At 42.2% G+C, this 23,966-nt stretch carries 18 protein-coding genes; 8 read left to right on the top strand and 10 right to left on the bottom strand.

Going from position 1 to position 23,966, the window contains the following annotated elements; all coding sequences use genetic code 11:
* Positions 1-72 precede the first annotated feature (72 nt).
* The 3 genes from R2S08_RS26080 to R2S08_RS26070 all read right to left on the bottom strand — a co-directional run bounded on the left by R2S08_RS26080 (position 73) and on the right by R2S08_RS26070 (position 2,312).
* Entirely contained in the window at positions 73-1,023 is a 951-nt protein-coding gene (locus tag R2S08_RS26080; RefSeq protein WP_316837873.1) for an aldo/keto reductase, read from the bottom strand.
* A gap of 81 nt (positions 1,024-1,104) precedes the next feature.
* Complete coding sequence (gene mnmD / locus R2S08_RS26075) at positions 1,105-1,779, bottom strand: tRNA (5-methylaminomethyl-2-thiouridine)(34)-methyltransferase MnmD (protein ID WP_316837872.1); 675 nt, start codon at positions 1,777-1,779, stop codon at positions 1,105-1,107.
* 110 nt (positions 1,780-1,889) lie between these two features.
* On the bottom strand, positions 1,890-2,312 hold the full coding sequence (locus R2S08_RS26070; protein ID WP_316837871.1) for a hypothetical protein: 423 nt from the start codon (positions 2,310-2,312) through the stop codon (positions 1,890-1,892).
* A 268-nt stretch (positions 2,313-2,580) separates the two neighbouring features.
* Here R2S08_RS26070 and R2S08_RS26065 point away from each other — a divergent pair, with 268 nt between their 5' ends.
* On the top strand, positions 2,581-3,276 hold the full coding sequence (locus R2S08_RS26065; RefSeq protein WP_316837870.1) for a LytTR family DNA-binding domain-containing protein: 696 nt from the start codon (positions 2,581-2,583) through the stop codon (positions 3,274-3,276).
* A gap of 70 nt (positions 3,277-3,346) precedes the next feature.
* Here R2S08_RS26065 and R2S08_RS26060 read toward each other — a convergent pair whose 3' ends face one another.
* On the bottom strand, positions 3,347-5,386 hold the full coding sequence (locus R2S08_RS26060) for a M13 family metallopeptidase (protein ID WP_316837869.1): 2,040 nt from the start codon (positions 5,384-5,386) through the stop codon (positions 3,347-3,349).
* Between the two features lie 380 nt (positions 5,387-5,766).
* Here R2S08_RS26060 and R2S08_RS26055 point away from each other — a divergent pair, with 380 nt between their 5' ends.
* Together R2S08_RS26055 and R2S08_RS26050 are read left to right on the top strand one after the other, a co-directional pair.
* Complete coding sequence (locus R2S08_RS26055) at positions 5,767-7,920, top strand: S9 family peptidase (RefSeq protein WP_316837868.1); 2,154 nt, start codon at positions 5,767-5,769, stop codon at positions 7,918-7,920.
* Between the two features lie 122 nt (positions 7,921-8,042).
* Complete coding sequence (locus R2S08_RS26050) at positions 8,043-10,709, top strand: valine--tRNA ligase (protein ID WP_316837867.1); 2,667 nt, start codon at positions 8,043-8,045, stop codon at positions 10,707-10,709.
* A gap of 46 nt (positions 10,710-10,755) precedes the next feature.
* On the opposite strand, the gene R2S08_RS26045 is transcribed toward R2S08_RS26050, so the two are convergent.
* Positions 10,756-11,379 carry a metalloregulator ArsR/SmtB family transcription factor gene (locus tag R2S08_RS26045; RefSeq protein WP_316837866.1) on the bottom strand — a complete coding sequence of 208 codons (624 nt, stop codon included), beginning with the start codon at positions 11,377-11,379 and terminating at the stop codon, positions 10,756-10,758.
* A gap of 671 nt (positions 11,380-12,050) precedes the next feature.
* Positions 12,051-12,512, bottom strand: coding sequence for a type I restriction enzyme HsdR N-terminal domain-containing protein (locus tag R2S08_RS26040; RefSeq protein WP_316837865.1), 462 nt, complete (start codon positions 12,510-12,512; stop codon positions 12,051-12,053).
* Between the two features lie 56 nt (positions 12,513-12,568).
* On the opposite strand from R2S08_RS26040, the gene holA reads away from it, so the two are divergent.
* From holA to R2S08_RS26020, 4 genes are all read left to right on the top strand, one after another.
* Positions 12,569-13,594, top strand: coding sequence for a DNA polymerase III subunit delta (gene holA / locus R2S08_RS26035; RefSeq protein ID WP_316837864.1), 1,026 nt, complete (start codon positions 12,569-12,571; stop codon positions 13,592-13,594).
* A 101-nt stretch (positions 13,595-13,695) separates the two neighbouring features.
* Complete coding sequence (locus R2S08_RS26030; protein WP_316837863.1) at positions 13,696-16,236, top strand: zinc-dependent metalloprotease; 2,541 nt, start codon at positions 13,696-13,698, stop codon at positions 16,234-16,236.
* 77 nt (positions 16,237-16,313) lie between these two features.
* Positions 16,314-16,718, top strand: a complete 405-nt coding sequence (locus R2S08_RS26025; RefSeq protein ID WP_316837862.1) for an EVE domain-containing protein — start codon at positions 16,314-16,316, stop codon at positions 16,716-16,718.
* A gap of 80 nt (positions 16,719-16,798) precedes the next feature.
* A complete protein-coding gene (locus R2S08_RS26020; RefSeq protein WP_316837861.1) occupies positions 16,799-17,371 on the top strand; it encodes a hypothetical protein in 573 nt (190 codons plus the stop codon).
* A 3-nt stretch (positions 17,372-17,374) separates the two neighbouring features.
* Here the strand turns inward: R2S08_RS26020 and R2S08_RS26015 are convergent, their stop codons facing one another.
* Together R2S08_RS26015 and R2S08_RS26010 are read right to left on the bottom strand one after the other, a co-directional pair.
* Positions 17,375-18,562, bottom strand: a complete 1,188-nt coding sequence (locus tag R2S08_RS26015) for a sodium:proton antiporter (RefSeq protein WP_316837860.1) — start codon at positions 18,560-18,562, stop codon at positions 17,375-17,377.
* A gap of 16 nt (positions 18,563-18,578) precedes the next feature.
* Positions 18,579-19,100, bottom strand: coding sequence for an acyl-CoA thioesterase (locus R2S08_RS26010; protein ID WP_133778051.1), 522 nt, complete (start codon positions 19,098-19,100; stop codon positions 18,579-18,581).
* An 80-nt stretch (positions 19,101-19,180) separates the two neighbouring features.
* Here R2S08_RS26010 and R2S08_RS26005 point away from each other — a divergent pair, with 80 nt between their 5' ends.
* Complete coding sequence (locus tag R2S08_RS26005; RefSeq protein WP_316837859.1) at positions 19,181-20,671, top strand: alpha-amylase; 1,491 nt, start codon at positions 19,181-19,183, stop codon at positions 20,669-20,671.
* Here R2S08_RS26005 and R2S08_RS26000 read toward each other — a convergent pair.
* Both R2S08_RS26000 and R2S08_RS25995 read right to left on the bottom strand, forming a co-directional pair.
* A complete protein-coding gene (locus R2S08_RS26000; protein WP_316837858.1) occupies positions 20,668-21,936 on the bottom strand; it encodes a DUF5103 domain-containing protein in 1,269 nt (422 codons plus the stop codon). The two genes, R2S08_RS26005 and R2S08_RS26000, sit on opposite strands and share 4 nt — an antisense overlap.
* Positions 21,933-23,852, bottom strand: coding sequence for an ABC-F family ATP-binding cassette domain-containing protein (locus R2S08_RS25995; protein ID WP_316837857.1), 1,920 nt, complete (start codon positions 23,850-23,852; stop codon positions 21,933-21,935). The genes R2S08_RS26000 and R2S08_RS25995 overlap by 4 nt, the downstream gene beginning before the upstream one ends.
* Positions 23,853-23,966 lie beyond the last annotated feature (114 nt).

Raw genomic sequence — 23,966 nt, 5'->3', positions numbered from 1 at the left:
TGTTAAAGGCCTTTTAAAACAAAGGCCCTGCCAGTTTTTTCTGGCAGGGCGCTTTTTATGATCAATTGTTTTTTATTTCCAGTCGCTTGCCTGATCTAATATAGCAATATCTTCTGTGTTTAGTTTCAAAGCGGCTGCATTAATCAGATCTTTTAGCTGATCTTTTGTGGTTACGCTTGCAATCGGGGCTGTAACAGATGGACGGGCAATCAGCCAGGCCAGGGCAATACTTGCCGGGTTGGAGTTGTATTGTTCCGATACCTGGTCTAGTGCTTTCAGGATTCTGAAACCTCTTTCATTGAGGTAATTTTTTATACCACCACCTCTTTTACTTTTGTTTAAGTCGGCTTCTGACCGGTATTTTCCAGATAAAAAACCGCTGGCCAAGGCGTAATAGTTGATCACGCCCAGGTGGTTTTCCAGGCAAAGTTCTTCGTATTCTTTTTCAAAATGTTCCCTGGCATAGAGGTTATATTCTGGCTGGAAAGTTTGATAGACCGGCAGACTGTGTTTTTTACTGGTTTCCAGTGATTCTTTTAAACGTTCTGCAGAATAATTTGATGCGCCAATCCAGCGCACTTTGCCGGCGCGGATCAGTTCGTCATAAGTTTCAAGTGTTTCCAGTACTGGGGTTTCAGGATCATCATAATGACTCTGATACAGGTCTATATAATCTGTTTGAAGTCTTTTTAAAGAATCTTCTACTCTTGCGGTAATGTATTTTTTGGTGAGTTTTTTGCCTTCTCCCATATCAGCGCCGACTTTGGTGGCAATGATCACGTCTTTGCGGTTGTTGCGGGCTTTTAGCCAGTTTCCAATAATGGTTTCTGATTCTCCGCCCTGGTTTCCGGGGTTCCATCTGGAATATACATCGGCTGTGTCGATGAAATTAAAGCCGGCTTCTACAAAGCCATCCAGGATCTCAAAGGATCTGTTTTGGTCTATGGTCCATCCAAAAACATTGCCCCCAAAGGTAATTGGGGAAACAAATAAGTCTGTATTACCTAATTTTCTTTTATCCATGATCAATAATTAACGAGATTGAATAACAAATGTATAGCCCGGAGGTTTTAAATTCTGTCCTGGATATGTCAATATCAGGAATTAATCTTCGTTTTTTACAGCCCGTAACATTTCCCGTTTACCCGGAGCGCCTGGAAGTTTTTGAATTTGCAGGCCATGGCTTTTTAGAGCACGTTTTAACTTTCCGGTGATGGCGTAGGTTACAAAAATTCCTCCTGGTTTTAAGAAGGAGCATACATGGCCAATGATCTCATCCGACCACATTTCAGGTTGGTGCTGTACAGAAAAAGCGTCAAAATAGATCAGGTCGTAGGATTTTGTATCCTTGAAATTTTCCAGCTGGATATGTGGAATGAAAAGTTGTAGTAAAGGGTTTAATCTGGCTGGTGCTGTCAGGGCAGCTTCATAATGGCTGCTCAAACTTTCCCAAACCGGAGCGGGAACATATTGATCATAGCCTGTGCTGCTGAGTTGTTCCTGGCTTAAGGGATAGGCTTCAATGCCTGTATAATCAATGTCTAGATTTTTTTCTGCAGCATATGTTGCTGTGAACAGGAAGTTCAAGCCGGTACCAAAGCCAATTTCCAGGATGGACAAGGCTTTGCCAGGGAATTTTTCTTCTGCGTATTTTAGGCCTGCATCTATAAATACATGCTTGCTTTCTTGTACGGCGCCATGTTTGGAGTGATAATGTTCTCCAATGGTTTCATTATACAGGGTATTGGAGCCGTCGGCGGTTTGGATAAGTGTATTCATTTTTCCAAAATTAGCAGAAAAGCCGTTTAAATTGCTGAATATTTTACTTATCGGTTGTAAGAAAGCGGCCATCTTATCTGCGAGTACAGAGAAGGTGACCGCTTTGGTCTTTATTTTGAGGATTCTGTGGTGGTATTTCCTTTCCAGTCGCCAAATGCTTTTTGCGCAATGGCTTTAGCGGCAGATGGGGTAATATTTCCGGCAATGGTGAGGTAAGCTTTAGACAAATCAATTTGATTGCTGTTGTAGGCTTTGACTTCATTGATTTTGCCGTTGGTTTCTTTTTCAGAAGCACTAAAAAGATCAGTAACCAGGTTTTGTAAGCCTTCTTGTTCTGCTTCTTTAACCGCATCATCTTCTGATTTGAAATTAGCATATACTTTAGAAATTCCTGTGTTTTGAGCCACGATAATGGTTAAGCCGTTTTTTAATTTGAAGCTTACCGGATCTTTCATACTGCCAGTTTGGGCATGGGCAAATTGGGCTGCGAATAAGCTGATCACGATTAGAAATAAGTTTTTTATTGTTCTCATAGATTAAAAATTGTTGAATCTTTTTAGGAAGCGATCACGTATGTACTGATGGCCGTTTCCAGATGTTTTTACTTGTTTATTATTGTGGTAGCAAAATTAGTTTGCCGGAGAATAGGATAATATAAGCGATAGGCAGAAAGGCAAAAAGGCACGATGAATGAAGAATTAAACGCTTTGAGATTTTTTAAGCTCCTTTGCTATTTAAGTCGATTAGTTTTCTTTTTCTTAGTAATTGTAATTATTTTAGTACAAAGAAATCTGATACCTAATGAATTGCTTAATTGTTGATGATAACAAAATTGCACTTACTGCATTGAAGCAGATGATCAGTATGGATTCTTCTTTAACGCTCATTAAAGAATGTGAAGATGCAATCGATGCCTGCAAAGAGGTTCTGGAAGGCCAGATTGATCTCCTGTTCCTGGATATTGAAATGCCTGGCATGACAGGGATTGAACTGGTGCGAAACCTTGGTGACAAACGGCCGATGATTATTTTTACCTCAGGTCGTACAGATTATGCTGCGGAGGCTTTTGATTTGAATGTGGTGGACTTTTTGACCAAACCTATTATTCCGGTTCGTTTTATGCAGGCGGTTAAGAAGGCCAGGGATTTGTACAAGACCAAAAGTATCTCCATTGGTCATAAAGAGGATGAGTTTGTTTTTATCCGGGATTCAAATGTGGTGAGAAGGTTAAAAGCGGCAGATATTCTATACCTGGAAGCCATGGGAGACTATGTGAAGATCTATGTTCCGGATCAGGTGTATTCTATCCACTCTTCTTTAAAATCAGTAGAACAAAAACTTACACAAAGCATGTTCCTGCGGGTTCATCGCTCTTTTATCGTCAACGTGAATAAGATAGATACCCTGGAGGGTGGAACATTGATCATTAATAAAAGCCTGGTTCCGGTTTCTGATGCCTACCGTTCCGCATTAAATAAACGAATGCAGATTCTATAATATTTATAACTAAATAAATAAAGGCATATAGATATCTATATGCCTTTATTTCATTGTTTTTATTTATTACTTACCACATGCGGATGCGGTCTTCCGGTTTTTTATACAGTTTGTCTCCTGGTTTCACATCAAATGCTTTGTACCAGGCATCCATATTTACTGGTGCGCCAATCGTTCTGTAAGGACCTGGAGAATGTGGATCTGTTTTGATCAATTGTGCAGCTGATTCCGGCAAGATATTTCCTCTCCAAACCTGCGCCCAGGAAAGGAAGAAACGCTGATCAGGAGTAAAGCCATCAATTTTCTCTTCAGACTGTCCTTGTTTGGTCAGTTTAAAAGCGGTGTAGGCTGCATTCAGGCCGCCCAGGTCGCCGATGTTTTCGCCCATGGTCAGTTTTCCGTTAACGTGGATGGTGTCTAATACAGTATAGCTGTCAAACTGTTCGCCGAGTGCTTTGGTCTTGGCTTCAAATTTGGCTTTGTCGTCTGCTGTCCACCAGTTGCGCAGGTTACCGTCTTTATCGTACTGGCTGCCGCTGTCATCGAATCCGTGAGACATTTCATGGCCGATAACGGCTCCGATTCCACCGTAATTTACGGCGTCATCTGCATCCGGGGCAAAAAATGGGAATTGCAGGATTCCGGCAGGGAATACAATTTCATTCATGGTTGGACTGTAGTAGGCATTGACGGTTGGAGGTGTCATTCCGAAACGGGTACGGTCTACTGGTTTGCCCAATTGGCTGATCATATCGTTATATGCCCATACGTCTGCATTGCGGAGGTTTTGGAAATAGGTAGTTGGAGTGATCACTAAACCTTCATAAGTTTTCCAGTGTTCAGGATAACCGATTTTTGGCGTAAACGCATGAAGTTTTTCCAGCGCTTTTTCTTTGGTTGCCGGGCTCATCCATTCCAGGTTTTTAATTCTGATCTCAAACGCGGTACGCAGGTTTTTGATCAGTTCTTCCATTCTGGCTTTGGCTTCAGGCTTAAAGTATTTGGCTACGTACAACTGTCCAAGGAGTTCGCCGATATTGTTATCGGTTAAGGAAGACATTCTTTGCCATCTTGGTGTTTGTACACGCTGACCGGTTTGTGCTTGTGTAAATGCAAAGTTTGCGTTTACAAAGGGAGAACTCAGGGAAGATGCGCTGTTCTTTAACACGTTCCATTCCAGATAGGTTTTCCAGTCTGCTACGGAAACGGTTTTGAGTAAGCCATCAAGGCTGGTAAAGAATTTTGGTGCTGAAACCAGCAAGGTATCTTGTTCGGTTACTTTAAGTTTTGGAAGAATGGCTGCCCAGTCTAAACCTGGGGTCGTTTTGGAGAGATCGGATACCGTAAATTTATTATAGGTTTTATAAGGATCTCGCATCTCCAGGCGACTCATTTGGGCCTGGGCAAGTTGCTTCTCTATAGCCATTACGGTGGCGGCCTTTTGAGCAGCTTCTGCTTCAGAACTTCCTGTTAAGGTAAACAGGGTGGTCATATATTTTGTGTAGGCTTCTCTGATCTTTACAGAACGGGAATCGTCTTTCAGATAATAATCGCGGTCTGGAAGTGTAGTGCCTCCCTGGCTCAAAGATGGCAGGTATTTGTTGACATTCTTTCTGTCTTGAGAAACATAGAAGCCAAACATCGGGCTGGCAATGCCTGCAGAGCGCATGGTAATGGTTTCCTGGAGCACACCTTGAAGGTCTTTTATTTTTTTGATGCGGGCAAGGTCTGCTTTGATGGGGGTATAGCCTAATTTTTCAATGGTCAGGCTGTCCATTGCGGCAGTATAGAAATCTCCAACGCGTCTTTTGGGAGAACCTGCGGGTGCAGATCGATCTGCGGCAGCGTCCTGTACCAGACCTTTTACGGCATTGATATTGAAATCGCGGAGTTCATTGAAACTTCCCCAGCGGGTTTCTTTGGCTGGAACGGGGTTGTTCTTAATCCAGGTGCCACTGGCATATTCATAAAAATCATCTCCTGGTTTTACACTCAGGTTCATGTTTGCCGGATCGATTAATTTAGCTGGATGTTGTTGTGCGGAAGCAGAATAGCTGGCGGCCACAATTCCCAAAATAGCAAAATAGCTTTTCAGTTCTTGTAAATTCATACGTGTTTTATCTATGTCTCAAAGAAGACTGGGGCAGGAATAGGTGAAAACCTGACGTCAATCTTTATTTATAAGTTAGTTTGTACAACGAGGTACAATAAAAACTGAAATTAGGGAATAGATTTAAACAATTAGCCTGTCTAATGAAAATTTTACTTGTTGAACCAATAATAGAGTTTGGTTAAGCCCAGTTTTCTGATGATATGCCCTGTAAAAGAAAATACTTTAAGCGACTTCATGATCTCGTGATTTATACAGTATTAACATTTTTTAACATAATTTATTGTGCAGATCTGAATTTATTTAATATGAATGGGCGCTCAGGGCGCTCTACCCCGGCATTCTAAAATTCACTACATTTGGCCAACTAATTTATAAGCATGAAGAAATTTCTTTTAGTATTACCTTTTTTGAGCCTGTTTTTCTATGCGGGTGCACAAAATAAGAACCTAACAATGCAGGATGCAATGCTGAATGCAAGAACAACGCTGGCACCTGAAAATCTCTCCCAGATCCAGTTTGTTTATGGAACCGAACAATATGTGTATGCAAAACGTTCGGGAAACGAGGTGACCTGGCTTGCGGGGGATTTTAAAAGCAAGGAAGAAAAAACCTTATTGACTTTAGAGGAGTTGAATCAAAAACTGAAAGCTGCGGGCAGAACAGAATTGAAAGCGATGCCTATGGTTCAGTTTAACCAGGGGGCAGACTGGATTTTAAATATTCAAGGAGAGAAGGTAGCGTATAATCCGGCTACGGGTAGTTTTACTACTTTAATTGATGCAGTAACGACGGCCAAAGGCAATGTAGAGCAGAGTAAAGCAGGCTATACCGCTTACCTGGATCATTTTAATCTATTTGTTGCCAATGGTGCAAATGCTAAGCAAGTGACTCAGGATGGCAGTTCTGATATTGTATATGCTTCTTCTGTTCACCGGGATGAATTTGGAATCTCTAAAGGTACATTCTGGAGCAATAGCGGTAAAGTGCTTGCTTTTTATAGAATGGATCAGAGTATGGTGGCCGATTATCCGATCATTGACTGGACAAGCATCCCTGCAAAAAATGTAAACATTAAGTATCCGATGGCGGGACAAAAGAGTCATCATGTTACGGTTGGTGTATATAATGTGGTAACCGGAACGGTGGTGTATTTAAAAACAGGGGAGCCGGCAGAACAGTACCTGACCAATATTGCCTGGAGCCCGGATGATAAATATATCTATATTGCTGTATTGAACCGTGGCCAGAACCATATGAAGCTGAATCAATATGATGCAGTGAGTGGTGATTTTATAAAAACCTTATTTGAAGAGAAAGACGAGAAGTACGTGGAGCCTTTGGTGCCTATGCTATTCCTGAAAAATGATCCTTCAAAATTCATCTGGCAAAGCAACCGCGATGGCTGGAATCATTTATACCTGTATGATGTGAATGGCAAATTGCTGAAACAACTGACCAAGGGTAGCTGGGAAGTCTTGGAAGTAAAAGGCTTTGACCAACAAGGAGATAACCTGTTCTATGTTTCTACAGAGGAGTCGCCAATTACCAGGAATTTATATGCATTGAATGTGAAAGCGGCTAAGTCCAGAAGGTTGACCAGTGGTTTTGCCGTGCACGTGACGCAGGTAAGTACTTCCGGACAAAGTATTATTGATAATTACAGTACGCCAGAGGATCCAAGAACAATCTTGCTTTCGGAAGTTGCGGGCGGACATTCAAAGACTTTATTACAGGCTAAAAATCCTTTGGCAGATTACAATACTAAAGCATCAGAGATCTTCACAGTTAAAAGTGCCGGAGGAGATCCTTTGTACTGCAGTTTATATAAGCCAGTAGGTTATGATGCCAGTAAAAAATATCCTGTAGTGGTGTATTGGTATGGTGGCTCTCATGCGCAGCTGATCCTGAACAGCTGGAATGCGGGTGCTGGTGATTACTGGTTCCGTTATATGGCAGAACAAGGTTATGTAGTATTTGTGATGGATACGCATGGCAGTGACAACAGGGGTAAGGCTTTCGAGCAGTCCATGTTCCGCAGAGTTGGTGATGTGCAGATGCAGGATATGATGACCGGAGTAGATTATCTGAAAGCTTTGCCTTACGTAGATGCAGACCGGATGGGTTTGTTTGGCTGGAGTTTTGGCGGTTTCAATACGGTTGATTTTATGCTGAATCATCCAGGGGTGTTTAAAGCGGCAGTTGCTGGTGGACCTGTGATCAACTGGAACTTGTATGAGGTAATGTATACTGAACGTTATATGGATACCCCTCAGGAAAATCCTGAAGGTTTTGCTGCAACAGATCTGACGCAGAAAATTGGAAACCTGAAAGGTAAATTGTTATTGATCCATGGTATGCAGGATCCCGTTGTGTTGCAGCAGAATACGGTTTCTTTAGTGAAAAGCGCTGTAGATAAAGGGGTTCAGGTAGATTATATGATTTATCCTGGACACGAACACAATGTGTTGGGTAAAGACCGTGCGCATTTGTACCAGAAAGTGACCGATTACTTTATGCAGAATTTAAAGTAGAGGTATTTTAGTTGATGAAAAAGGTCTGGTGTACAACTTGTGCATCAGACCTTTTTTTGTTTCGGTCATCTGTCTTTTTTTCTTTATTTTTGCAACTCATACAGATATTTTTTTCGCATATAATGAGCATTTCTACAAAATACGATCCGGCAGCAACCGAAGACAAATGGTATAGTTACTGGCTTTCAAAGAAGTTTTTTCACTCTGAGCCTGATGAACGTGAGCCTTATACAATTGTAATTCCTCCACCAAATGTCACCGGGGTCTTGCACATGGGGCACATGCTGAACAACACCATTCAGGACGTATTGATCCGTAAGGCGCGTATGCAGGGTAAAAATGCCTGCTGGGTACCTGGAACAGATCATGCTTCTATTGCTACAGAAGCAAAAGTGGTAGCAATGCTGAAGGAAAGAGGGATCAGTAAAGAAAACATTACCCGTGAAGAGTTTATGACTTATGCCTGGGAATGGAAAGAAAAGTACGGAGGTATTATCCTTGATCAGTTGAAAAAACTGGGGGCCAGCTGCGACTGGGACCGTACGCGCTTTACGATGGAAGAGGATATGTCTGCTGCAGTCATTGACAGTTTTATCCATCTCTATAAAAAAGGTTGGATCTACAGGGGGATCCGTATGGTGAACTGGGATCCAGCAGGGAAAACGGCGGTTTCTGATGAAGAGGTGATCCGTAAGGAAGTGAACCAGAAGTTGTATTATATTAAATATACCATTTCAGGTTCTGAAGATTCTATTACGATTGCTACAACACGTCCGGAAACAATTATGGCCGATGCGGCGATCTGTATCAACCCTAATGATGAGCGCTATATCCATTTAAAGGGTAAAAAGGTATTTGTACCTTTAATTAACCGTGAAATCCCGGTTATTGAAGATGAATATGTAACGATGGACTTTGGTACGGGTTGTTTGAAGGTAACGCCTGCACATGATTTGAATGATTATGAGCTGGGTGTTAAACATAAATTGCCTGTTATTGATATCCTGAACGATGATGGTACTTTAAATGAGCTTGCTGTTATTCTGGTAGGTGAAGACCGCTTTGCTGCAAGAAAGAAAATTGCAGTATTGCTGGATGAAGCAGGCCATTTGGATAAGGTAGAAGATTATAAATCGCAGGTTGGTTTTTCTGAGCGTACGGATGCGGCGATTGAGCCAAAGCTGTCTATGCAGTGGTTCTGTAAGATGGATCAAATGGCTAAACCGGCTTTAGACGATGTACTGAACGGAGATGTTAAACTGATTCCTGAAAAGTTTGTGAACACCTACCGTCACTGGATGGAAAATGTGCGCGACTGGAACATCAGCCGTCAGTTATGGTGGGGGCAGCAAATCCCGGCCTGGTACGATCACCAGGGCAATTGGGTAGTAGCCAAAACTAAAGAAGAGGCATTAGAGGAATTTCTTAAATTAAAAGATAAAGCGGGTGATTTTACAGCAGAAGAGGCTGCGGGTTATAAAAATCAGTTGTCGCCTTTTGTAAAACAGGATCCGGATGTAATGGATACCTGGTTTTCTTCCTGGTTGTGGCCAATTTCTGTGTTTGATGGGTTTAAGAATCCGGGAAACAAAGAGATCAGCTATTATTATCCTACGAATGACCTGGTTACCGCACCTGAAATTTTGTTTTTCTGGGTGGCGCGTATGATTATGGCTGGCCATGAGTTTATGGGTAAAAAGCCTTTTACCAATGTGTATCTGACGGGCATTGTTAGAGATAAACTGGGCCGTAAAATGTCTAAATCTCTGGGAAATTCTCCGGATCCGATTGGCCTGATTGAAAAATATGGTGCCGATGGTGTAAGGGTAGGAATGTTGTTGTGTTCTCCTGCAGGTAATGACCTGATGTTTGATGAAAGCTATTGTGAGCAGGGAAGGAATTTTGCCAACAAGATTTGGAATGCTTTCCGTTTGGTGAAAGGCTGGGAAGTTAACGATCAGCTGGAGAATCCAAATGCACAGGCGATCTCCTGGTTTGAAAACCGTTTCAACGAGGCTTTAGCTGAAATTGAAGACAACTTTAAGCAATACCGTTTATCTGAAGCTTTAATGGCGACCTATAAATTGGTTTGGGATGATTTCTGTGCCTGGTACCTGGAAATGGTTAAGCCGGCGTATCAGCATCCTATTGATGCAGAGTCTTTGAAAGCGACCATTGGTTTCTTTGAGCGGATCTTAAAATTATTGCATCCGTTTATGCCTTTCCTTACGGAAGAATTATGGCATGATGAACTGTTTGGTGAAAAAGGGGAACTGGATTGTATCATTGTTGCGCCTTATCCAACTTTTACAACTGCAGAAAGTCAGATCTTAAAAGATGTTGAGGTTGTTAAACAGGTGGTTGCAGAGATCAGGAACATCAGAAATACAAAACAGATCTCTCCTAAAGAGGCTTTGCCTTTGAATATTAAGGTGAATTCTACCCTGGATTATGAGAAATGGCTGAATATTGTTTTCAAGTTGGCGAATATCAATGAGGTGGAGTTTGTAAACGATAAGATTGCAGGTGCTGCGAGCTTTATGGTTGGGAACGATGAGTTCTTTATCCAGCTGAATGAGACTATTGACGTGGATGCAGAAAGAGAACGTTTAAATGCGGAACTGGTTTATTTGCATGGCTTCCTGAAGTCTGTAAATGCGAAATTGGGTAATGAGCGTTTTGTACAGAATGCAAAACCGGAGATTATTCAAAATGAACGCAATAAGCAGGCGGATGCAGAATCCAAGATCAGGATTATTGAAGAAAGTCTTTCTGCGTTGGTAAGCTAAACGGTATATATAAATAAAGAGCGGCGAGCTAAGGATTTGAGGGTCTTTAGCTCGCTTTTTTTAGGGTAATCCTGTAGGCGCATCTTCTGTCGCCTGCAATGATGTGGTTTACCCTGGAGATGTCTACGGTATTCCCCAACACAAATTTAAAGGTATTGAGTTCCGAGCTGCAAAAGCCCTGGCATACCTGGGCAGCGGCGCAGATGGGGCAGTGGTTTTCTATGAGTAAATAACCTTCTTCGTCTTTACTGTACTCTGCCATATAGCCTTCTCTTGTCCGGATCTCAGCAAGGCGTCCAATTCGGGTTTCCAGGTCGCTTAGGGACTCCAGTTCGCGTTGGTATTTTTCTTTGCCGCTGATTTCATTGGCATTGATCACGCTTTGAAGTGCTTCTTCTCCCAGATTTTGTTTGATGAGCTGGATCAGCTTAACGGTAAGTTCGGCATGGGTATCCGGAAAACCAGCATTGCCCATGGCGGTGAGTGTGAAGAATTGTGTTGGTCTGCCTACACCCCGGGATTCATGCTGGCTCTGTATCAGTCCTTCTTCGGTAAGTTTTAACAACTGTAATCTTGCGCCTTCACTGGTCATTCCCAGTTCTTTGGCGATTTCAGCTGCAGTTAAGGCACCGCGTGTCTTCAGCAGCATTAAGAATTTGTTTGTCTTCATAATCTAATAAAACAAGTGGTTGTTGTTTTATTAGCAAAAGTACTAAAGTTGTATGTTACCGCAAAATCTGCTGGTCTGACTCTAAGGCTGCGCCGGCTTAGGCACCCAGAAGGGGGCGCAAACCCGCCAATGCCTTTTCGCAGACACAGTAGATTTTGCTTGTGCCATAAGCAGGGGGGAGATCCGGGTATGATGCAGAGGGGGTGTTATGTTACCGCAAAATCTGCTGGTCTGACTCTAAGGCTGCACCGGCTTAGGCGCCCTGAAGGGGGCGCAAACCCGCTAAGGCCTTTTCGCAGACACAGTAGATTTTGCTTGCGCCATAAGCAGGGGGGAGATCCGGGTATGATGCAGAGGGTGTTATGTTACCGCGCCATAAGTAGGGGGGAGATCTGGGTATGATGCAGAGAAGAAGGTGAAATCTGGATAGTGTGCAGAGAAGGAAAAGGTGTTTGTGCTGTTTTTAGTATGAATGGGGTTTGCGAATTGCAGGTATGAAACTTTGCAAAAAAAAGAGGAATGCTGTTGAGAGGCCTTGGCGGGTTTGCGCCCTCTTCAGGGCGCCTAAGCCGGCGCAGCCTTGAAACAGCATTCCTCTTTTTTTCTATTCTTTAAGCAAAGCACGTATATTGCTTTAAGCAAAGCCAAGTATATTTTTAAGCAAATTCAGTTTACAGGGATGGATACAAAGGCAACTCTTCTACAAAGAGAAAACGGCTTTCCAGATGGTTGATAAGCGCATAGCAATGCTTCAATCCATTGGTGACGACAAGCCATTTGGCTTTGTGTACGGAATTGTATCTGGCGGCCTGGTCAAAGACGGACTGGGAGATTTTAACGGAGGGCGCTTTACACTCGATAATCATGATGCGTTCGCCGCTGGTGTTGTAGATCACGATGTCTGTTCTTTTCTGGAGTTTGTTCAATGTTAAGCCGCCTTCAATCTGGATGAGTGATTTTGGGAACTTTCTCTCCAGGATCAGGAACTGGATAAAGTGCTGGCGCACCCATTCTTCTGGGGTCAGGACGAGATGTTTTTTGCGGATTTCGTCGAAAATATAGAGCTGTTCTTCCTTCCTGGTAATTTTGAAAGGATAGGCCGGAAGATTAAGCGGAATAGGGTTAAATGCCATTTGTGCAAAAATAACCTTTAATATTTAGTTTTTAGCCGTTACATTTGGATAATTATATGACTGCTTCAGATATTATAAAAGACCTCAAAGCCAAAAAGTTTAAGCCTGTTTATTTATTGCATGGTGAAGAACCCTATTATATAGACCAGATTATTCATTACATGGAAGAACATGTGCTGAATGATATGGAAAAAGGCTTCAACCAGACTGTATTGTACGGTAAAGATACTGATATGGCTACGATACTGAACGCAGCGAAGAGATATCCCATGATGTCTGATTACCAATTGGTGGTGATTAAGGAAGCACAGGACCTGAAATGGGGGAAAGAAACTGAAGGCAGCAGTAAAGAAGCAGAATTTGTACAAAGCTATTTTGAAAAGCCACTGACTTCAACCATTCTGGTGCTGGGCTACAAATATGCCAATTTCGATAAACGGAAAAAGCTTTTTAAATCAATATCGAAGTCAGGCCTGGTCTTTCAATCGGATCCGGTAAGAGATTATAAACTGGCGCAGTGGATAGAGGAACTGGTTAAAGAAAAAGGCTATAAAATAGCGCCTCAGGCAGCGGCCTTAATGGCTGAATATCTGGGGACAGACCTTTCCAAGATCGCTAATGAGGTCGAGAAACTGATGCTCAACATCAGTAAGGAGACTACTATAGATACCGATTTGGTGCAAAGAAACATCGGGATCAGTAAAGAATACAACGTGTTTGAACTGCAGAAAGCCCTGGCCGTAAGAGATGTTTTGAAATGCAACCAGATTATAAATTATTTTGCCAATAACCCAAAAGCTAATCCAATGGTGATGGTGATGGCCAATTTGAATTCTTACTTTTCCAAAATCCTTAAATATCATTATTTGCCCAATAAGAATGATGCGGCTAAAGAACTTGGGGTAAATCCTTACTTTGTGAAAGACTACGAAACTGCAGCCAGGACCTTTAACCTCAATAAAACCTTTGATATTATTTCCTGGCTCAGGGAATATGATTTGAAAAGCAAGGGGGTAGACAGCAGTGGTAATACAACAGATGGGGAGCTCTTAAAAGAATTGTTGTTTAAAATGATTCATTAATTTATCGCTTTGTAACTGTAAAGTTATAGAAGAGGTGTGCCTAAATACCATTCAGGCCGCTTATCTTTGCAGGGAACATTCAAATAAACCTAACTGAATTCATGAAAAAAACCTTATTAATACCAGCCATGGTAATGGTCGGTATATGTTCTGTTTATGCCCAAACCAAGCCGGTTACACCTCCGGCGGTGACAGACTCTACAAAAAAGGGCCCGGGTGCTTTTGGCGATCCAAAAGCTAAACCAGGACCGAAACCTTATGCCACGGTGATTACCGACAAGGCAGTTACCCGTAAAGGGATGATCACCGTTCATAAACTGGACGATAAATTTTTCTTTGAACTGGCAGATTCCACGCTTGGAAGAGAAATTCTTGTGGTAAGCCGGATTTCAAAAGCAGGTGCAGAAGTGCGTTCGGCCTCCGGATATGCAGGCGATCAAATTGGTAGCAGCGTGATCCGCTTTGACAAAGGGCCTAACAACAAAATCTTTATGCGTAAACTGTCTTTCAGGACTTATGGTCCGGACAGTACAACAGCGATGTACCAGTCACTGCAAAATTCCAATATCCAGGCGATTGCAGCTTCATTTAATATTGCAGCCTATACAGCAGATAAGAAAGGAAGTGTTATTGATATGACGGATTATATCAACAGTGATAATGAGATTTTTTACTTTAGTTCAGCACAGGCTAAAACCCAGTTCCGTATTGGAATGCCAAATGCAGACAGAAGTTATATCCAGAATGTACGCAGTTTTCCAAGAAATGTAGAGATCAGTACGGTTAAAACCTATTCTCTAGCGGCAGCACCTGGTCCTGGCGGTGCACCTTCAGGAGGGGCATCGGGTTCTACGACAATGGAATTAAATACTTCGCTGGTGATCTTACCTAAAGTACCTATGAAAGCAAGGTACTTTGATCCTAGAGTGGGATATTTTGCGGTAGGTTATACCGATTTTGATTTGAATCCTCAGGGGGTAAAAGAAGTTCAGATTATCAAAAGATGGAGATTGGAGCCTAAGCCTTCGGATATGGCCAAATACAAAAGAGGGGAGTTGGTAGAGCCTGTTAAACCGATTGTCTTCTATATCGATCCTGCCACACCAAAAAAATGGGTGCCTTACCTGATGGCTGGAGTTAATGACTGGAAGAAGGCTTTTGAACAGGCTGGCTTTAAAAACGCCGTGCAGGCAAAAATGGCACCTACAGCCAAGCAGGATTCGACCTGGAGCCTGGATGATGCAACGCACTCTGCAATTGTTTATAAACCTTCTGAAATCTCTAATGCCAGCGGGCCAAGTATTGCAGATCCAAGAAGTGGAGAGATTATAGAAAGTCATATCAACTGGTACCACAATGTAATGAAGCTGGTGCATGACTGGTATATGATCCAGGCGGCAGCTATAGATCCAAGGGCACGCAAAATGGAATTCAGCGACGAATTGATGGGAGACCTGATTCGTTTTGTGTCTTCACATGAAGTGGGACATACCTTAGGTTTGCGTCATAACTACGGATCAAGTTCTACCGTTCCGGTGGAAAAACTGCGTGATAAAGCTTTTGTGGAAGCCAACGGACATACACCTTCTATTATGGATTATGCCCGCTTTAACTATGTGGCACAGCCTGAAGATAAAATTTCTCCTAAAGGAATCTATCCAAGGATAGGAGACTATGACAAATGGGCGATTGAATGGGGTTATAAATTGTTGCCTGAGGCTAAAAATCCGTCAGCTGAAGTTCCTGTACTGAATAAGATTGCGGTGGAGCGACTGAAAAATAAGCGTTTGTGGTTTGGTACAGAAATGAATCCGGATGATCCGCGTTCGCAAAATGAGGATTTAGGAGATAATGCAATGATCGCCAGTACTTACGGGATTAAAAATCTGAAAGTAATCCTGGCAAAATTACCAGAATGGACCAGAAGCTCGAATGAAGGTTATGACAACCTGGAGAATATGTATGGTCAGCTGACTGGTCAGTTTAGCCGCTATATGGGACATGTGGCGAAGAATATTGGAGGCATATATGAAACTCCGAAAACTGTTGAGCAGGTTGGAACGGTTTATGAAAGAACCCCGGCAGCGATGCAGAAGGAAGCTATGGTGTTTTTAGATCAGAATTTGTTCCGCACCCCTTCCTGGTTATTGAGTCCGGAGATCCTGAACAATACAGGAGCAGATCCGGTGGAATTGATCAACAGGTTGCAAGCACCTGTATTGGGTAGGTTATTGAGTTCGGCAACTTTATCAAAGTTGATTTCGGCAGAAGCTGCGGATGGAGCGTCTGCTTATAAGATTACCGATCTGTTTACAGACCTTCAGGGCAGTGTATTTACTGAATTGCAAAGCAACGGAAATATTGATGTTTATCGCCGCAACCTGCAGAAAGCCTATGTAGAAAACCTGATTGCGGTAGTGAAACCTGCACCTGCATCTGCGCCTTCCGGACCATCTTCTATGGGAGGAATGGACAGAAGAATGAGTCCTTCAAGGAATGATGTGGTTTCTGTGGTTAAGGCCCAGTTAAGATCGTTGAATTCGGCAATAAAATCTGCAACTGCACAAGCATCTGGTTTGAGTAAGTACCATTTGCAGGATCTTTCTGAACGGATAGATACTGCGTTGGATCCAAAAAGCTAATCTATTTTTATACCGATTTAAAAGCATCCTGATTTTTCAGGATGCTTTTTTTTAAACATATTTTTTACTTTTGCTCCATGAACTACTTTTTAGTTAAATCAGAACCTTTCAAATACAGCTGGGAAAAATTTAATCAGGATGGCCGCACCTTTTGGGACGGTGTACGCAATTACCAGGCGCGCAACAACCTCAAAGAAATGAAGGAAGGTGATCTTGTCCTTTTTTATCACAGTAATGAGGGTAAGCATGTGGTAGGCGTAGCTAAGGTAGTTAAAGAGTTCTATCAGGATCCTACTACTGATGATGCCAACTGGGTAGTCGTGGATCTGGCGCCTGTAGAAACCTTAAAACATCCGGTTACACTGGAGCAGATCAAGGCTGAAGAAAGCTTAAAAGAGATTTCTCTGGTTAAACAGGGAAGATTGTCTGTGATGAAATTGAAGGCCGAAGAATTTGACAAAATTCTGGAGATGGGAAGTTAGAAATTACTTTTTTTTGACAATTTTCAAACTTTATTTGTTTTGCCGCGGTTATTTCCTAAATTGGAATAAAATAGCTGCTTATGAAAAGACATGTCTGTACCCTTCTCACTTGCCTTTTAATTGTAAGTAAATTAAAGAGCTCTGCACAGGTGAAGCCCTGCATGGCATTAATCAATACCGGGAAAGAAGTGTTTAAAGGTGTTTTGTATCAGGTTACTCCGGATAGTATCGGCGTCAAGGGAGATACTTCGCTTGTTTTTTTTAAACCCGGAGAGATCAAAAACATCAAACTCAAAGAGATCAAAGGCTTTGAGTATAAGAAATACCTGAACTACGAACCAAAAAGTTACGATAAATTTTCAACCAAGATGGTTCCGGTTCGCAAATGGGGCGAAAAGGATCCAACCATAGAAGAAGAACTCAGCGGCAGGATCATCACCAGCTTTTACAATACTGCACTTAATGGCTTAACCTCTTCCTGGGGCTTTATGAATAAAAGTCTGGCTAATATTAAAATCAATTACGACGAACGGATTTATAAAGAAGAATTCAAAGACCTTACCTATCGTTCGCTGGCCTACCAGTTGGATCCGGAGCATAATGCTTCTGCACCTGAGGAACTTAGGGCTGCTGTAAGTATTAAAGACAATTAAGGGTTATTCCTCCATAGTTTTTATCTTTTTCCTGGAGGTAAGAAGGCCGATGCTCATGATTAAACTTGATCCGAGTACAACCATAAATAAGAACGCGGGTCCTACCTGGGGCATTTTTAAGGATGCTGGCAGGTTAAAATAAAGCAGGATACTGATGAGTCCTCTTGGTGCTATAAATACTTCTGCTCCGCTGTTGTCTTTCCTGAACAGCTTTAAATACACAAACCTGATTACGAATATGGAAGCCAGTATAAATAATCCATTGGCTATGATGTCAACATTGTTCAGATCGTAGATGTTCATGGTGAACCCAAAGATCACAAAGAAAAATGTGCGGATAATGAAGGCACTTTCTGCGGAGAGCTGATAGAGTTGCGTCAGATCATTTGAAAGGTTCTTATAAATAAATATCCCTCTAAACCAGGCGTGTTCTATGGCATCGGCATTGTTCAGGAACAATCCGAAGGATAAGATGAGCACCAGGGAAGAGAGGTGATAAGATTGTCCGATGGCGTAAACCAGGATCAGGATAGAAATGATCAGGAAAAATTTGATGTGATGAGATAGTTTTCCCATCAGGTAAAGCAGTAGTATACAGGATATGGCTGAAAAGATAATGATCAGCGCGGTATTCATGGCCAATCCTGTAAAAGAAGAAATAGAGATGTTGGGATTGGAAATGGCAAAGTTGAACAGGATAATACCCAGAATGTCTGAAAAGGAGGATTCATAAATAATGAATTCTTTTCCTTTACCGGTAAGCGCGGCTGCCGAAGGAATGGCTATGGCAGAGCTGATCACACTAAAAGGAATGGCGTTGGTAAAGCAAACGTACAATTCCCTGCCGGTGATCTGGTAAATGATAAAGGTAATGATGCTTACTGTGGCAAAGAGAATGATCAGAGCAGAGAGAAAAGCCCCTTTGATCAGTTTGTTTTTGTGCCGGTCATATTTAAGCTCCAGGGAGCCCTCAAATACAATGAGAATCAAGCCAACGGTTCCCAGGGCCGGCAGGATGCCCATAAAGTTATAGGGATGGACATTCAGTTTGTCTACCAGCAGTCTTAAACCAATCCCCAAAAGGAGCAGTAAAAGAACCGAGGGCAGTTTTGTTTTACTCGCGACCAGGTCAAACAGATATGAAAATATGACCAGTCCGCTTAAAATGATAAGTGTTGTATACGTGGTCATAATTAAGTGCTGCTAGTTATTCCTTAAAAAATAGGGCTTTGAGTTCCAGGGCGTCATTTGCTTTCATTTTTCCGCCAAGGATAAGACGAAGTTGCCTGCGTCTTAAAGCACCTTCAAATAATTCAATTTCGTCTGTGGTTTCCGGAACAAGTTCCGGTACAGGAATTGTTCTGCCACTTTGATCTACTGCGACAAAGGTGTAATAGGCTTCATTAGATTTTACGCGGCTTCCTGAAGGGATGTTTTCGGCCCACACATCCAGGCGGACTTCAACAGAAGTATTAAAAGCTCTGGTCACTTTCGCTTCAATCGTAATCACATCGCCAAGTTTTATGGCCTGTTTAAAAGAAACATTGTCTACAGATGCGGTCACGACGATCCGGTTACAATGTTTTTGTGCGGATATGGCTGCTGCAATATCCATCCAGTGAAGTAATCTTCCCCCCATCAGATTGTTTAATGTATTGGTATCGTTTGGCAATACCAGTTCATTCATAATGGTGAATGAATCCTTAGGGGTCTTAACTTTTATACTCATAATCTCTGCAAAAATAAACAAATTGTGCAACTTCATGTTATGGTATTGCATAAGCATCAAAAAAGCACCACAATTACAGCATGACCAATCAACTATTGATCCAGTATTTTCACTGGTATTATAATGAAAATGAACAACTTTGGGAGAAGACTGCGAAAGAAGCAGGAAATTTAAGCGCTCTTGGTGTAACCGGTGCCTGGCTGCCGCCTGCCTATAAGGCCACATCAGGTGGATATTCGGTAGGTTATGATTGTTATGATCTGTTTGATCTTGGTGAATTTGACCAGAAAGGCAGCATACCCACCAAATATGGCACTAAAGCAAGTTATCTTAAAGCGGTCAAGGCCTTAAAGGATGCCGGGATTTCTACGATAGCAGATGTGGTATTTAACCATAAAGCGGGTGCAGATGAGTTGGAGACCATAAAAGTAAGGAAGGTGGATCCTGATAACCGTTTGGAGTTTATTTCTGATGTGATGGATATCGAGGCCTGGACGAAATTTACTTTTCCGGGGAGAAAGGGTTTGTATTCTGATTTTGTTTGGGATCATCGTTGTTTTAGTGGTATTGACCGCTCAGAGAATCCGCCGGAAGACGGTATTTTCTCTATTCAGAATGAATATGGGGAGGGCTGGGAAGATGTACCCTCTACAGAATATGGTAATTATGATTACCTGATGTTCAATGATATTGAATTCAGGAATCCTGCGGTGCGGGAGGAATTGAAGCGCTGGGGAGAATGGTATTATAAGACCTGTGGTATGGATGGCTTCAGGCTGGATGCGGTAAAACACATATCCGCCGATTTTCTCAATGAATGGCTGGACCATATGAAAAGTACCTTTGAAAGGGAGTTCTTTGTTGTGGCAGAGAACTGGATTATAGAGGATGTGGAAGAGCTTGATGTTTACCTGCAGCGTACTGACGGAAGGATGCAGTTGTTTGATTCTATTCTGCACCATAACCTTTATCTGGCTGGTAAGGAGGGGGAAGATTACGACCTCAGTAAAATCTTCGAGGGGACATTGGTGGCTTATCACCCGGAATTATCGGTCACCTTTGTAGATAATCATGATTCACAACCACTTCAGGCATTGGAATCTTATGTCGATTTTTGGTTCAGGCCCATGGCTTATGCCCTGATCCTGTTGCGTGAACAGGGGATTCCCTGTTTATTTTATCCTGATCTGTATGGGTGTAAATATACGGACAAGAATGAAGAGGGAGAGGATGTGGAGGTGGAGCTTGTTGCCCTTGAAGAGCTGCCTGTACTTTGCCAGATCAGAAAAACGCGGGCTTTTGGTCTGCAAAGGGATTATTTTGACTATCCAAGTTGTATTGGCTGGACCAGGGAAGGGACAGATGAAATGCCTGGCTCAGGTTTTGCGGTAGTGATGAGCAACAGTAACGAGGGATTTAAAGATATGGAGATTGGTGCCAGGCATGCAGGCCAGGTATTTATAGATGCATTGGGGCGTATTGCAGAGGAGGTGGTGATCAATGAAGAAGGATGGGCACAGTTCGCCTGTATAGCAGGAAATATCTCGGTCTGGGTACGGAAAGAAGTTTAACGCTTTACGGAATCGATATTGGTATAGCCAACGAGTTCATCCCAGCGGCTGCCGGGTCTGCGGTAATAGACAAATACCTGATAAGTGTTTGCTGTTTCAAAGAAAGAACCCTCGAAAACGGTGTTGTTTATTTTACCGGTTTCCTGGTCTTTCCAGATGTATTTGAAGTCGTATAAACCTTGTTTGACGAGGATATGTCCATTATATCTTCTTTTTCCGGGATCATAGCTTAGTTTATTTTCTTCAAGAAGGTTATAGTTGTTGAATCTTCCAACGACATAAACATCACCTTTAGGACTTGGAGGCTGTACATTTAAAGTGAACAGTACCTGAACATAGTCGCTTTCTGTATTGTCATCTCTTCCGTCCTGGTTCCTGATAAAGAAGTTGCCGTTTTCGTCAAACTGACTGGTGTACTTTTGGGTAGTGGCTACGATATCCGGGAATAGAACTGCATTGTAGATGCTGTCCTTAACGATTTGTTGTACATGTTCTCCGGGATACCTTAAGCTTCTGAGGTCAAACTTTCTGAATTCGTTCCCACCTTTAAAATCATTGGTGGTTACGTCATTATAGGTCAAATTATCTGGTTTGATAAAAGAGGGTTTGGTATTGATGATGGCCGTTTCCGGATCCAGGTTTTGCATAACGACTGCCTTAATATCTGTGTATGGGTTTTGTACGGACAGTCCCTTATGGAAAATAGACAGGTTGAGCTTTTGATTATAAGGTCTTTCTGGGATTTGCAGGCTGGGGGTAATTTCAATTCCTGCATTTACGCGGTTATCTGTGACATAGAACCTTTGTGTTACCACCAGCTTCTTCGGGTCTCCATCTTCATAAACCTTAAGCAGGTAATTACCGGAAATTTTCAATTTAATCTGGTCGTTTGGAAGACTCAGATTGTAATGCGTAAATTTTTGCAATGTTGCAAAGGAATACTTGTAATCTATAATCCGGTCTTCAGCAAAGGACTCTACATAATCCAGTGTCGATATTCTGGACGATTTCCAGTCTGAGCTGCAATGTTCAACAGAATACCAGTAATTCTTGCTGCCTCCATTGAGGTCGTCAAAAGAAAAAAGGAGCTGCTCTCCAGATTTCAGGCCGATAACAGGGGCAGATTGTTCTTTTTGTTTATTATAACACTGTACGGTTTTAATTTGAGGTAAATAAACCTTGTTATCATAGACAAGTGTTTGCTGTGCAAAAGCCAGTTGGACACTGATCATTAAAAAAAAGAACAATCTGCCTGTTTTTATCATTTGCCTTCCATTTCCATAATTTCAGATGCCAGATCTTCCCATGCATTTTGTGCAGTGTCGAGCAGGTGTTTGGCATCCAGATATTTTTTATTGGCTGCAGCTAATTTAACCGGGTCTCCGTAAACCTGGTCGCTGGCTAGTTCTTCTTCAATGTTCTTTACATTTTTTTCCAATACTGCAATTTCAGTTTCTGCTTTTTGAAGCTGATCATTCAGCTTCTTCAGTTGCTGTTGTGTATTTGGTGTCGCCGCCTTCTTTTCTTCAGCTTTTGGTTTGGCTTCTTTCTCTTGTTTATATGGGATGCTTGTAGCGGCTGCAGGCGGTCTTTTGGAATTCCATTCTTCGTATTCTGCATAGGTTCCAGGATACTCTTTAATATCCCTGTCTTCAATGAACCATATTTTGTTGGCTACATTGTCCAGGAAGTACCTGTCGTGGGAAACGGCAATGAAAGTCCCTTCATATTGTGTCAGGGCCTGGATCAGAATGTTTACAGACTGGATATCCAGGTGGTTGGTTGGCTCATCCAGGATCAGGAAGTTGGAATCTGTAGTCAGTGATTTGGCTAAAGCTACCCTCGATTTTTCTCCTCCGGATAATACCCGGATCTTTTTAAATACATCATCACCGGTAAACAGGAAACAACCTAATATAGAGCGGAGTTCTGTATCGGTGTGTTTAGGAGCAAAGGCCTGCAGTTCTTCCAGAATGGTATTGTCCAGGTGCAGGGATTCCAACTGGTGCTGGGCAAAGAAAGTGGTGGTTACATTATGACCAGTTTCACATTTACCATCAAAGCCTTCTGCACCGGCAATAATTCTTAATAAAGTCGATTTACCTTTACCGTTTGCTCCGATAAGTGCAATTTTATCTCCTTTTTCGATTACGCCTTCTGCATTTTCCAATATATGTACATTCGGATAGCTTTTATTCGCTTCTTCGATTCTAATGACGTGGCGGCCTGAAGGCTTGGTAAACTTGAAGCTGAAGTTAACCGTTGGGTTATCATCATCCACATCTTCCACACGCTCCATTTTGTCGAGGGCCTTCATACGGGACTGGGCCATTTTCGCTTTGCTTGCCTTGGCTCTAAAGCGTTCGATCAGGCGTTCTTCCTGTTTGATTTTAGCTTGTTGGTTTTTATATTCTCCTTTTTGGATTTCCCCTCTCAGTGCTTTTTCTTCCAGGTAGAACGAATAGTTTCCGGCATATGCTGTAAGTTTTCCTTTGCGGGATTCTACGGTACGGTTGACCACTTTATCCAGGAAATATCTATCGTGAGAAACGATCACAATAGCGCCTTCAAAACTCATTAAATAGGTCTCCAGCCATTTGATGGAAGGTAAGTCCATGTGGTTGGTCGGCTCATCCAGCAAGAGGATGTCTGGGGTTTGCAAGAGGATCTTGGCCAGCATAACACGCATCCTCCATCCTCCGGAGAAAGTGTTTAGTGGTCTGTGCTGATCTTCAGAACTGAATCCAAGACCGGCAAGGATTTCATTGGCTCTGTATTCGATATTGTAACCGTCCAGCGCTTCAAATTCCTGTTGTTTATCACTCAATTTATTTAAGACCTCTTCAGAATAGTCTGTTTCAATTTTTTTTAGCAGCGCTTCAATTTCATCATGAAGCTGGTTTTGACGTTCAAACGCTTCCATCGCCACGTGCAGAATGCTATGGTGGGAATCGTAAGAAAGAAGATCCTGGTTCAGGTAACCTATTTTAAGATCTTTAGACATGGAAACCGAACCTGAAGAAGGTGCGTATTCTCCAACAATTATTTTTAAAAGGGTAGATTTTCCGGTTCCGTTGGCGCCAATTAAGCCAACTCTGTCACCGGGTTTTATATGCCAGTTTGCTTCATCATATAAAGCTCTGGAGCCTATAAGGAATGTTAAGTCGTTTATCGAAATCATGTGGCTGCAAAAATACGATTTTTACCTCCATTTATTTGTTGTGAAGAGGTAAGAATATGCTTATTTATAGCTTTTTATTGGTGGATTCTTTAAAAAGTTAACTGAATGGCTTTG

Source organism: Pedobacter nutrimenti, from assembly GCF_032678445.1.
Classification (GTDB): domain Bacteria; phylum Bacteroidota; class Bacteroidia; order Sphingobacteriales; family Sphingobacteriaceae; genus Pedobacter; species Pedobacter nutrimenti_A.
Note: the sequence above shows the minus strand (reverse complement) of the source record. Positions and strands in the feature narration are given on the sequence as shown.